Source organism: Snuella lapsa (genome assembly GCF_039539345.1).
GTDB classification, from domain to species: domain Bacteria; phylum Bacteroidota; class Bacteroidia; order Flavobacteriales; family Flavobacteriaceae; genus Snuella; species Snuella lapsa.
The window spans coordinates 1-12,624 of the sequence record NZ_BAABCY010000015.1 but is presented as its reverse complement, the minus strand read 5'-3'; the positions used below and the strand labels follow the sequence as shown (position 1 = coordinate 12,624).

Here is a 12,624-nt window from a genome sequence, read left to right as displayed (position 1 = left end):
TATGGGCAAGTCAAAAAAGGAAATAGAAGAATGGAAAGAATATCGTCTATCCGTATTAGAGCAAAAAAGTAAAAGTGATGATGACTTTGAAAAGTATATAACTTTCATCGCATCAGGCGCACTTGGGTTAACTATCACGTTTATTGATAAAATAAGTCCTTTGGAAGAGTCTATTGTTATTTGGGTAATAGCATTAGGCTGGGTGTTATTGGCATTTACACTATTTATAAACTTACTATCACATTTTTTGTCAAGTAAATACAATGAACAAACAATTCAAGATATAGACGATGAAATAGAATACGACAATTTAATAAACAGAATTGACAACCGAAATAGAATCATCTCTCAATTGAATTTATCATCCATAATCCTTTTAGGTTTAGGAATCATTTCAATATTAATTTATACAATCGTTAACGCATATCAATAATGGCTAAACAACACAATCCAAGACCAAAACCAAGTCAAAAACCATCTGAACCTCGACATGGAGGTAATAAAGGACGTACAACCCCCAAACCACCAGTAAGACCAAAACAATCACCTTCTAAATAATGTAATTATGGCAAAGCAAAACAATTCAAGCAAAACCAAAACAGTGAAAATTGATTTAGGAAGAACTACTTCTAAACCGTCTAATTCGCTAAAACCAAAAGATAACAAAACAAAAAAATAACTCGTATGAAGTCATTACGGTTATATAAAAAAATAATAAAATGGGTGTTTTGGGCAACCATTGCACTTATTGTGTTTATAACAGCCCAGGCCATTTATGAAACAGATAATTGGAAGTTTTTTGATATGGATTTCAACACCCGTGACCATATCATTTCGGCTTATGGAGCACTCATAGGTGGAGTATTGGCGTTTTTATCTATCCTCTTTGTGTTGTATCAAGTCTACGAACAAAGAGAGCAAATTCTTATTGAAAAACAAGAGGCAGCAGAAGAAAAGGTTCAGGATTTAAGAGACCGTTTGTTATTATTAATAAACTACTTAACAACCCTAAATAAAGATATAGTTGCTCATGGTAATAGAATGGAAGTGTTCTATAAAGCAGAACAAGATCATCCGGCAGCAATGAATACCATTTATTTTAATGTTAATAAAAATTTTGAGAGAGTTATTGAAATGGATGTACTATCCAATTTCAAGGCATTTCAGCACTTTTTTGGTAATACTTCAGAAGACTGGCAAAAGCTCTTTATTAACCTATATGAATTAGCAGAATTCTATAATGAAGCTTTCAAAGATTTAAAAAGGAAGTATGAATCACACATCAACGATAAGGTAAAAACTATGAAAGGCATAGCTGTAGATATGCACAACATGTTAAATGCTATTGCAAGATTAGTAGATGATTATAGAGATAAATATGGTCAAGAAGATTATTTAAAACATTCTTGGTCACATTTGGTAAATGAATATACACCAGCGCATTATGCATATTTGGAGGAAGTAAAGGAAAAAGGAGATGTGCCTGACTTTAGGTATATAGCTGACAACCTTTTATTCCCGTTCATCAAAACGGCAATGGATATTAGAAGCAATGAAGGATATGATGATATGGGAAGTAGAGACATTATAGGAGTGGCGTCAACAATAAGAAAAAAAATATGGGAGGTAGAGGAGTATAGCACCCAATATGCTGGAGATATTAAAAAGCAATACAATAATTATTTCTGTCCTGATAACGAGAGCTTAAACGAGCTTATGGAGATTAAATCAAAAATCGAATCTAAAATTTAACAAATCTAATTTTATATGTAAATACAAAAACACCTCAATATCTATGCAAGAACACTTAAAAACCAACATACTCAATTTTAAATGGCCAAGTAGTACGCCTACCATTTATCTTTCGTTAGCAGGTATAGAGAACATTTCCCGATCCTGTAAGTCTTCATATAAATTATTGGTTTTTATAAAAGACAATGAATGAAATCCATCAATATCTAAAGGAGTTTAAATATAAAACAAGGAAGAAGTTCTTTGATCAATACAGCTTTAATCATTTGAAGTTTAATGATTTTCAATGGTTGAATTTTGCATTAATAGAGGAATCTTTAGATAGTGGAGATAATTTATTTATAGGTTCCTTTAATAAAGAATTACCATCACTCTCAAAATTTCCAACCGTACTTTCTGTAGCTATATCAATGTTTTTTAAGAATTATTGTGATAGTGAAATGTCATTTCAAAAAGGCGACATTATCCAAAAGAATAGACAAAAATTCAAAATTATTAGCAAAACAGATGTGGGTTATTGGGTCTTTGGTGGTAAAAAAAATCAAGAGTATAAAAAATTAGTTAATCATTGCAACATTAAAGAATATTCTGTAGTTACTACAGGTCTTTCAAGTAGAAAAGTGAAAACAGGGCTTAAAGAGTACAAAGAGTTTTACAATACGCTATTTTCAATAGAATCAGAAGTACCTTCAAAATTCAAGTATAAGTCTGCAATCGTACTTGTTAAAAAAGAATTTGAAAAAGAAATAAAAAACCAGAATTATCTAAAAGCTGATATAAAAAAATCCATTCCAATGAGGTGGATTACAGCCAAAGGAAAAGAATATTGGAAGGACTTACCAATAGAACCTATGATTTACTGCGTTCCTGATTTTGAAACATTGGAAGAATATGTCCTGGATAAAGGTATTGAAATTGAAACATTGGTTGTAATTGGCAAAAATAAATATAAAGAAGAACATGGTACCAATATAAAAAGAGCGGTTAGAGAAGGAGTTATCAAGAATTGCATCATTTTGGGTAGCGAAGAATTACAAGATAAAGCAGGCCAATTTTTAAAATGGAATTGGACCTATCCTGAATTTGCTTATTTAATGAAACACCCTTATGGGGAAATTACGGTAGCCAACATACAAGACCAACCTTTTGAGCAAGCCTTAAAGAGTTTTATTGACTACTTGTCTAAATTGGAAAAACAACACGGTATTTCGCTTAAAAATATTAAAGGTCTGCGTAAGTTCTTATATGCTTTGGTTTTAGCTAAACAAGAAAACAGTAGAAACCTTACGCAGTTGGAATATGTAAAACATCTTATTGGTAAAGTTACTAACGAAACAATCTATGAAGAGTTTTATAACCAAAATTTAGAACCATATGAGGTTTTGGAATATGTAAATCGATTAATTCAAAACATCTTTAATTGTTTCAATAATGAGAAACTCAAATTCTTGGAACAACTCAACTTTGTGAAAGTATTGATTGTGCCAGAAAAACTCGTCGATAATTGGAAAGAAGAGCTTCAAACCAAATTCGGTACAATCTGTTCATTTAAGGAGTTTATGACCTTTCAGCATAAGTTTGAAGAAAGTAAAAACGTTTTTGTATTGAGTTTGTTTGGTAAGGGAATGAATCAAGGAGAACTTATTGAAACAGCAGCTAATACAAAGCATAATTTCAACTTTTTGGCATATCCTGAAGAAGCAGAGATAATTGAGTTATTCAAATCGAATAGGAAGAACAATCTACTAAATGAATACAAATCTAAAGACAGAAAAAAATTATCTGGAATTAAATTTGAAATTCCTGTGAATAAGATTGAAATACCTAAATCTCTTGAAGAAATAATGGATGAGTTATACGATAGGCAGGATAGAAAATCGTATGATTATGAATATGAGTCTCAAGGTCAGGTAAACTATCAGGTGTATTTTGAAGACCAAGCAACCCCTATTGTAATAGATGGTTCAAAAACTGTTTTAATGCTAAAAGGAGAAAATTGGATTAAAACAAAAACTTACAATTTAGTAGTTGGAGACACAGTTAGAATTTACAATAACCTTTCAAAAGAAAAATTGTTTGAAATAGCAGCAGGAGAAGATAGTAATGGGCGTTTTGCTGAAATTATTGAACTCTCTCAACTCTGGAAAACAGAACTTCGTAGTTATTTTTCTTCTAAAGTAATGAGTAATAAATATTATGATACTTCAGATTTATTAGAGGATTTAAAAACCAAAGGAGCTACTATATCTAATCAAATTACTGTAAATAAATGGTTGGATGAATGGGATAAGGAGCGGTTTCCTAACGATTCAAAAAACATAATGGCAATTAAAACTTTAATAAATAGTGAAGTGTTAAATCAAAACTTTGATCAAGTTCTTAAAGTAAGGAGTTTTTACAGAGGTGTAATGATTTCTTTGGGAAGAGATTTGAGTGATGATGTTATGGACTATGTAAAATCAAGAGGCCTATATAAAGGTCGAATTTTATCTAAATTCAATGAAGATGAAATTCAATCCTTTATTCATAATGCAGCACCAATTAAAAAGATACAAAGTATAAAAATCACAGACGATGAAGAATCCAACGGATGAAATAGATTACAAAGCAAGACAAATTTTTCAAAATCGGATTAACCGGGGAATGATTGGTCCAGGTTCAGATACTTGGGGTTTGCCTGATGAAGAAGAAATAATTTCCGATTATCCACTTCCACGATATTTTAGTGGTGTTTTGTTTCCAAATAAGTCAGTATGTCCTACTCAAAGTGCACAAGATGATGCAGATGGGAATAGTGAAGGATTAGAAGATGATGTAGATGTAAATGAAGAAAATCCTGAAATTGAAGAAGTTGACATTGAAGAAAAAGACGTCACCGATAAAACAGTTACAACGAAAGAGGAGTTCAATTTAAGTTCAAACAGTTTTTTTCCTACCAACATAGGAGTAACAGTAGCAGTTGAAAAATCGGTTAATGAAATTGATGTAGAATTTTCATTTGGTTTATATCACCAACCTAAAAATGAAGAACAAAAAATTAAAATACCAAAAGCAGGTTACGATTCATTTTTTGAGGAAGGTATTCCATATCCTTTACCTTTTAGAAATATTCTAAAATATAGTGAGGATGGGTTTATGTATTTAGAAAGAGAATTAAAAGGAGAACAAAGAAGGCCTCAACGTGCTAATGGGGAATATGGTCAGTATGATGAATTTAAGAGGACACAAAATTTAACAAGGCAAACAGAAGAGGGCGGTTATTTTTCAGCCTACTATTATATAGGGTATTTAGATAAGTTGTTAAGTCGCTCTTGGAAAAGGAAACAATACAATTTTAAATTGAAAGTTCCTGTTGTAAAATCAACACCTATACCAGAATATTTTCAGTTTGAAGATGAAATTTTTAAACAAACAAGGGCAGGATATAATATTAAGATATTTGAGGATAGTAGGGCGAAATATATAAAGGTTCAATTGGTAAACTTATCTGATGACCATTCTGCTAATAGGTTTTCCAATAGGTCTGAAAATTTAAACTTGAAATCGTTATTTCAAGGAAAAATAAAAGTGCATTCAGATAAGCTTATTGAGTATAAGGATAATACACTTTCAACATATACAGCTGGTGATGATATTAGAGATTTTGAAGCAGAAGAAATTGAGTTTATCTACAGAAATATTAAGAGTTATGGCATTGGACACAATTGTTCTGTAAGTTGGGATATTGAGAACAAAACCGTTGAAACAACATTCCTCCCAAAGCAAGACATTAAAGACGTTATTAATGAGTTTGAAGATTCTTCATTAGATGATTGTTTAGATATGCGAAACCTCTCAATCTGGGGCGTTTCCAAAGAGCAATTAAAATCCAATTTAAGACAATTTGTAGTTAGTTATAAAGAATGGATAGAGAAACAATTGGACAAAAAAAGTAAATTATCTAAAAACGAACAGGAAATAGCTATACGTATTATCGACCGTCAACAAGCCAATTACAACCGCTTAAATAACAACATAGATTTATTAGATAATGAGGATATTTATGAAGCGTTTAAACTGGCTAATACGGCAATGCTTGTTCAGTTTATTATTGCCAATGATAGTAAGTTGGGGAAATATGAAAAAGAGCTGCACGAAGTAGATAAAAGTATCAATGCAAATCACTTGGAGTTCTTTAAAAATTATGATGCGATAAAAGGATTGGGTTTCATTCCAAAGTATAGACCTTTTCAATTAGCATTTTTGTTGTTAAGTATTGAAGAAATTGCCATACCCGAAAAAAGACAAGAAAATAGTACAGTAGACTTAATTTGGTTCCCTACTGGTGGAGGAAAAACCGAAGCCTATTTAGCAGTAGGAGCGTTTACAATTGCTTACCGTAGAATAAGTAAAAGCAAAGATTATGGTGGAACAACGGTTATGATGCGTTATACCTTGCGATTACTAACAGCACAGCAATTTGAAAGAGCTTCACGATTAATAGCGACATTAGAATTTTTAAGAGAACAAAAGGAGTTTACAGACCAATTAAAAGATGAGCCAATAACTATTGGTTTGTGGGTAGGTCAAGCCTCAACACCAAATAAAATTAGTGATGCTAAAAAGCTTTTGGATGACAAGTATGGTATGGAAGCTGAAGCCTTAAAAGGAAAAGATGGAGACCCTTCAAAGAAAAATGAATTTCAAATAAGTAGTTGTCCTTGGTGTGGCACAAAATTAGTGTCTCAAGAGAAAAATGCAAAGGGTGAGCTAAATTGGAAATATGGCTTTAGGGTAAGAAGTAGTGTTTTGAATATTCATTGTATAAACAGTAAATGCCATTTTCATAATAGCTTACCAATTCAGGTAGTTGATGAAAACTTATATAAAAATCCACCTACATTATTATTCGGTACAGTAGATAAGTTTGCAATGTTAGCATGGCAGGAGGATGCACACAACTTTTTTAAGGCAAGTATTGATGAAGGATACCCACCTGATTTAATTATTCAGGATGAGCTGCACTTACTTAATGGACCATTAGGTTCAATAACTGGCTTATTCGAATCTACAATAGAATTATTATGTAGTAAAAATGGTATTGGTCCTAAAATTATATCCTCAACGGCAACAACACGTAATACGCAATTCCAGATTGAAAAATTATATGGTAATCGGACAGTGAATGTATTTCCGCCTTCAGGTATTAATCACGATGATAGTTTCTTTTCAAGAGAAAGTAAAACCAGTAAAAGGCGATATATAGGTTTTATGCCTACTGGTAAAACATCTATCGATACACAATTACAATTACTGGCACATTTATTCGTAGCGAGATTAGAAGTGCATAGGGATAAGGAAACGGAGACAAGAACAGACCCGTATTGGACAATTGTGTCTTATTACAATAGTTTAAAAGATGTTGGTAAAATCTATAACAAAATAGGTGATGAAATAACAACGTTTACATCAACTTTACAATATAGATTAGCACAACTTTTTAACCCTTACGACGATTTTAAATTCAATTATTTAGGCATAACCAATAGAACAGAAGAGCTAACAAGTAGGGTGGAAAGTGCCAGAATTAAATCTGTTTTAAAAGAATTGGAAAAAGAGTTTGATACTAAAAACATTATAACAAGTGAACGAGGTCATAAATACCTTAACGATGTAGTCGATTTTGTATTAGCTACAAATATGATTTCTGTAGGTATTGATATTAGCCGTTTAAATGTGATGCTTATTAACGGTATGCCAAAAAATATAGCAGAATACATTCAGGCATCCAGTCGTGTAGGACGAAAAAATAAAGGATTGGCTATTGCTTTATTAGACCCAAATAGGGCAAGAGAGAAATCATACTTTGAACATTTTGCTAATTTCCATCAAGCATTTTATAAATGTGTTGAACCATTAAGTATTACACCATTTACAGAAAGTACAATTGATAAAATGCTCACAACTGCTTTAGTAGCTTACATAAGAAATAAGCTAACCAAAATGAACGAGGATAAAGATGCATCAAAATTCGTAAAGGAAAACGCAAGGGAATTCAAAGAATTTGTAATGAGAAGATTTAATGAAGACGTTCAGATGTTGGCATATTTTGATAACAAGTTAAACGATGTAGTAGATGATTGGTATAGAAGGGCAAATACAGAGGGAGATTTGAAATACAAAGCTTTATTAAAAAAGCCTTCCCAAAAATCTGAAGGAGATGTAGATTGGACGGTGATGCAATCCATGAGGGAAATAGATACAGATACATTCATTCAATTAAAATCTAATTTTTAAATGGCAGTAAGAAGAAATAACACAGCTACTGATAATAAATATGTCAAGCTTCAAACTCGAAAAGTATTGAGCGCTTATGGTGGTTCTGGCTCAATTATAGAAACACCTTTTGGAGCTTTAATGATTGAGGATTTTGATAAATGGCATTTTTTTAAACCTGAATATAAAGATGGTGAATGGGTAGTTAATATAAATGGTCTGTTTCACGTAATAGATGAAAGATTATTACAAAGGTTATCACATAAGGATGGTTTCGAGCAATTAGAAGCTTTTGTTTATGTACCGGATAATGTATCATCATCAAGTCGAGCAGATATTCCTGAAACACCTGAAAATACGGTAAGTGCAGAGTTTTTTCCTAAATGGTTTTATTGTAACAAATGCAATAGATTGAAGAAAATTAAAGAGTGGTGGGATATTTGGCAAAATGAGAAAACAGGAGCAACTAAAAAAGATTTTGCACCACCTAAATGTGGAGTGTGTTATAAAAGCAATGGCAAGAAATATGCACCAGAATTAGAACAAGTAAGGTTTATAATGACTTCACCTATAGGTAGGTATAAAGAAATACCTTGGGAGAGATGGAATAAAGCAGAAAAGGAAGCCAATGAGGAAGATACATCAAGTGGATCGATTCGATTAGATTATGAAAGCCTATGTTGTGATAATCAAGATTTACACTACATAAAGTCCAAGAAGTTTTCTGACATGGCTGGTATCAATATTAAATGCATGAATGATACTTGCGAACATAGAGGACGTCAAGTTACATTGGCTGGTATGTTTGGTTTAAGAGAGCGAGTGTGGTTTTCAGATGAAGAGATTTTAGAGCGCCAAACAGAGAATAAGGAATTAAAAGTGTATTACAAACCAGTTATTCGAAGCAGTAATAGTGTGTATTACCCAATTTTGGTAACCAGTATATTTTTACCTACGGATAAAGGTATTCGAACCAAAGATTTAGAAAAAATTGAAAAATGGAAAGAAAAAGGTAAAGATGCTGAATTTATTTTTGATGCACTATTAGAGGAGTATTCTTTAGAAGTGATACAAAAGTTATTGGATAAGGAAGACAAAAACGAATACATTCCAGAATTGGAATATCGCCTATATGAGTATAATTTTTTAGTTAATCATAAAGAAGATAAGTTTGAAGATGAAAGTCAGAATTTGATTTTTCAGAAAGAAAAATTAAAAACACTAATTGATTATGGCTTTGAACAGCTTATTGGTTTAAGAAGAATAAAAATGACTTCGGTACAAATTGGCTATACAAGACAGGAACCTTTGAGTAGTGATGATTTTTTTACGGAAATGGATGCTACGCAAGGCTTGATTGAGAAAAAATATACTTCAAAATGGCGAAGAATGACAAAGTACTTGCCAGCAGTAGAAAGCTTTGGTGAAGGCGTTTTTATTAGTCTATCTAATGATAAAATTCAAGAATGGATAGAATCAAGTGAATTAAAAAGTAGATTTAAAAATAAAATAGACCGTTTACAAAATAACATATTAAATCATGCTTATCGTTCTGTAAATCAAAAATTTGACACAGAAAACAGTAGGGAGCATTTAATTAGATTTTTATTGCTTCATACCTTATCCCACTTGTTAATTAAGGAGTTAGAGTTTCTTTGTGGATACCCTTCGACATCATTAAATGAAAGGCTATTTGTAGATGACACAAGAATGCAAGGAGTTTTGTTATATACAATCGCAGGGGCAGAAGGTAGTTATGGTGGCTTGGTTTCTCAAGCGACCGAAGAAAGAACGTTGAGGTTATTAAAATCTGCTATCCATAGAGCTACCGATTGTGCTTCAGATCCAATATGCTATAATACCGAAGATGGTCAAGGAATAGGTGGTTTAAATATGGCGGCCTGCTATAGTTGTACATTAATACCTGAAAACGCTTGCGAAGAGTTTAATTCATTCTTGGACCGTTCATTACTAATTGATGAAGAATATGGGTTTTTTAAAAATTTAATAAGATAGTTTTATATGGGAAACACAATATACTTTGATGAAGCAGGAAATACAGGTCAAGATATGTTAAATCAAGACCAACGTGTTTTTGTTTTAGCGTCAGTAAATTATAATATTGAACAACAAAATGAGATAAAAAGTGATTTCGATTTAGATGGTGAATTACATTTTAAAAACTTAAAAAATAGTGGTGCTGGTCGTCAGAAAGTATTAACATTTCTCAATAGTAAATGGATCAATGAAAACCATATTTTTTTATCCTATACTAATAAAGGCTTTGCTACTTGTGGCTATGTGGTAGATTTGTTAGTAGAAACAGTTTTTTATCATAAAGGCTATGACCTATACTTACAAGGTCGCCACATTGCTTATACTAACTGGTTATTCTATTTTGGTAATTTTTATTGGAACAAGCAATTATTTAAAATATTCTTGGAATCCTTTGTAGTTATGATAAGAACAAAGGAACAAGCAGACATAAATAATTTTTACACTCTGGCAAATGAGTTATATAATCAAATAGAAGAAAAGTTAATTCTTAAGCCTATTATAGAAAGCAAAAAACACATAGATGAGGTAATGACTGCAATTGATAAATTTTCGATTGATGTTACATTTTCTACATTTTTAGTGTTGAGTGATAAATGGTCCAAATTTTTAAAGGAGAGGATTGAAGTGAGGTTTGACCAGTCAAAACAGTTAGAGCATTATAATAAATATATTGAAGAAACGCTCAAATTGCAGGAAGCCGATGCTAAAACAATCGAAATAGGCTTCGATAATAGAACAATGACATTTCCTCATCAAATCAATTCTGTAAAATTGGTTGATTCAACAGATGAATTTGGTGTTCAATGCGCAGATTTAATAGCGAGTGCATTGGCGTTTGCCTATAACAACGAAGATGGTAAATTTCAAAAGTTCTCAAATCAAATAAAAGAATCAAAACTCTTTCAGTTGTCAAATGCTCACAGTATATGGCCTATAGACGATGTATCACCAGAAGCATTAGGCTTAACAGAAGGTAAGGGAATAAACCCACTTGATTTTTTAGCAATTAACTTTCCACAAGCGTTCACATAAAATAGAAATCATTTTTAATGTCTAATAATAAAGGACTTAAACGAAAGGAACTATATGATTTAGTTTGGTCAAAGCCAATATCCAAAATACTCGAGGATTATGCGGTAACCTATTCTGTATTTAAATCACTTTGTAAAAAAAAAAATATTCCGTTACCTAAAACAGGGTATTGGCAGAAACTAAAACATAACAAAAAGCCAGTTATTACTGCATTACCTGACTTAAAAACAGAAGAAACTCTAATTGTTTTGCCTAAAAGTATCCCAGGTGAAGATGACCTATCCCAGTTGTCTGAATTAGCTCTATTAACACGAGAAATAAAGAAAGACAATAAGTTAAACCTAATAGTCCCCAAGAAACTCTCTAAGCCAGAAAAAATCACTTTAGCCACTAAGAGATATTACAAGGAAGTAAAAGCCTCTAAGAGGCCTTATTCAATTAAAGACCCCGAAGAAGGTCGTTTGAGTATATCTGTTTCCGATAACTCAGTAAATAGAGCATTATTATTTTGGGATTCATTCATTAAACTATTAGTTAATAGAGGACATAAAGTTGAGGTTATAAGAAATCATAAGTACAGCTACTACAACGGAACAAAATTTGTTATTCACGGTGAATACTTTAAGATAAGACTTAGAGAAAAAGACAGAAGGGTTATGGAAGATACTGGCCACAAATGGAAGACAGCCAAATATTATCCTACAGGAAATTTTGTTTTAAAAGTTGATGAATTTCCAGAACATGAATGGCAAGACACCAAAACCAAAACCCTTGAAGATAAATTGGCAAACATATTAGCCTATTTAGAGCTTTGGGCCAAGCGCAGAACAAAAGAACGTATAGAGAACGAAATTTGGAATAGGGAATACGAAAGAAAAAGAAAGATTGAAGAAGAACAAAAACAAAGAAGAACCGAAGAATTAAATAAGTTCAGATCAATAATTAATGAATCCAGTAGATGGCAAAAAGCAATGAACTTAAGGAACTATATTAATGTCATTGAAAAAGACGCTACCCAGAAAAATAAATTGAATAACCAGCTTAAAGAATGGCTTAATTGGTTAAAAGACAAAATTGATTGGTATGATCCTTTGATTGAAAAAGATGATGAACTCTTTAAAAACATTGATAGAGATAGCTTGTAAATTATCCCAACGATTTATTATTGAGTAATTCCATCTCTCTATTACTATATACTATTTAACCCCCTCCCCATCATCAATTTTTTGGGTAGGGGGGCTCTTATATATAAACTTCAAAAGAGAGTCTTTAAAAATTAATCAATAAAGCCCTGGAAACAGGCAAACATTTATGGAAACAAATCAAGATGGACACATCGTAATCGTGCTGTCCAACAAGGGCTATGTAGCTGTAGAAAACGGACAAATGTTTCAACTCTGGAAAAACAAATGCCTAAAGGATATCTACCAAGAATTAAAAACAAGGTACCCGAGATTTGGCTAATTCAGTTCGATTTGTGCCACCGATTTCGGAGTCATTGTGCCATTGATTTCGGTTTAAACCGTG

General features: G+C 32.0%; 10 protein-coding genes. All 10 read left to right on the top strand.

The genetic code is table 11. The annotated features are described in order from the left end of the window. Window position 1: 1 nt before the first annotated feature. The 10 genes from ABD792_RS02095 (at window position 2) to ABD792_RS02050 (ending at window position 12,561) form a co-directional block, all read left to right on the top strand. Complete coding sequence (locus ABD792_RS02095) at window positions 2–433, top strand: hypothetical protein (RefSeq protein ID WP_345004087.1); 432 nt, start codon at window positions 2–4, stop codon at window positions 431–433. Then, window positions 433–558 carry a hypothetical protein gene (locus ABD792_RS02090; RefSeq protein ID WP_345004084.1) on the top strand — a complete coding sequence of 42 codons (126 nt, stop codon included), beginning with the start codon at window positions 433–435 and terminating at the stop codon, window positions 556–558. Before ABD792_RS02095 ends, ABD792_RS02090 begins: the two co-directional genes overlap by 1 nt. A gap of 126 nt (window positions 559–684) precedes the next feature. Then, a complete protein-coding gene (locus ABD792_RS02085) occupies window positions 685–1,752 on the top strand; it encodes a hypothetical protein (RefSeq protein WP_345004082.1) in 1,068 nt (355 codons plus the stop codon). Window positions 1,753–1,795: 43 nt separating this feature from the next. Continuing rightward, entirely contained in the window at window positions 1,796–1,945 is a 150-nt protein-coding gene (locus tag ABD792_RS02080) for a hypothetical protein (protein WP_345004080.1), read from the top strand. Continuing rightward, window positions 1,938–4,346, top strand: coding sequence for a DISARM anti-phage system protein DrmE domain-containing protein (locus ABD792_RS02075; protein WP_345004078.1), 2,409 nt, complete (start codon window positions 1,938–1,940; stop codon window positions 4,344–4,346). Before ABD792_RS02080 ends, ABD792_RS02075 begins: the two co-directional genes overlap by 8 nt. Further along, entirely contained in the window at window positions 4,327–8,028 is a 3,702-nt protein-coding gene (locus ABD792_RS02070; protein ID WP_345004076.1) for a helicase-related protein, read from the top strand. The genes ABD792_RS02075 and ABD792_RS02070 overlap by 20 nt, the downstream gene beginning before the upstream one ends. Further along, window positions 8,029–10,023, top strand: a complete 1,995-nt coding sequence (gene drmB, locus ABD792_RS02065) for a DrmB family protein (RefSeq protein WP_345004074.1) — start codon at window positions 8,029–8,031, stop codon at window positions 10,021–10,023. Between the two features lie 6 nt (window positions 10,024–10,029). Then, the gene (locus ABD792_RS02060; RefSeq protein WP_345004072.1) at window positions 10,030–11,097 is read left to right on the top strand and encodes a DUF3800 domain-containing protein; all 1,068 of its coding nucleotides are present in this window, start codon (window positions 10,030–10,032) and stop codon (window positions 11,095–11,097) included. A gap of 17 nt (window positions 11,098–11,114) precedes the next feature. Continuing rightward, window positions 11,115–12,242, top strand: a complete 1,128-nt coding sequence (locus tag ABD792_RS02055; protein WP_345004070.1) for a hypothetical protein — start codon at window positions 11,115–11,117, stop codon at window positions 12,240–12,242. Window positions 12,243–12,408: 166 nt separating this feature from the next. Continuing rightward, window positions 12,409–12,561 (top strand): hypothetical protein, encoded by a 153-nt coding sequence (locus ABD792_RS02050; RefSeq protein WP_345004067.1) that lies wholly within the window; start codon window positions 12,409–12,411, stop codon window positions 12,559–12,561. The last annotated feature ends 63 nt before the right edge of the window (window positions 12,562–12,624 follow it).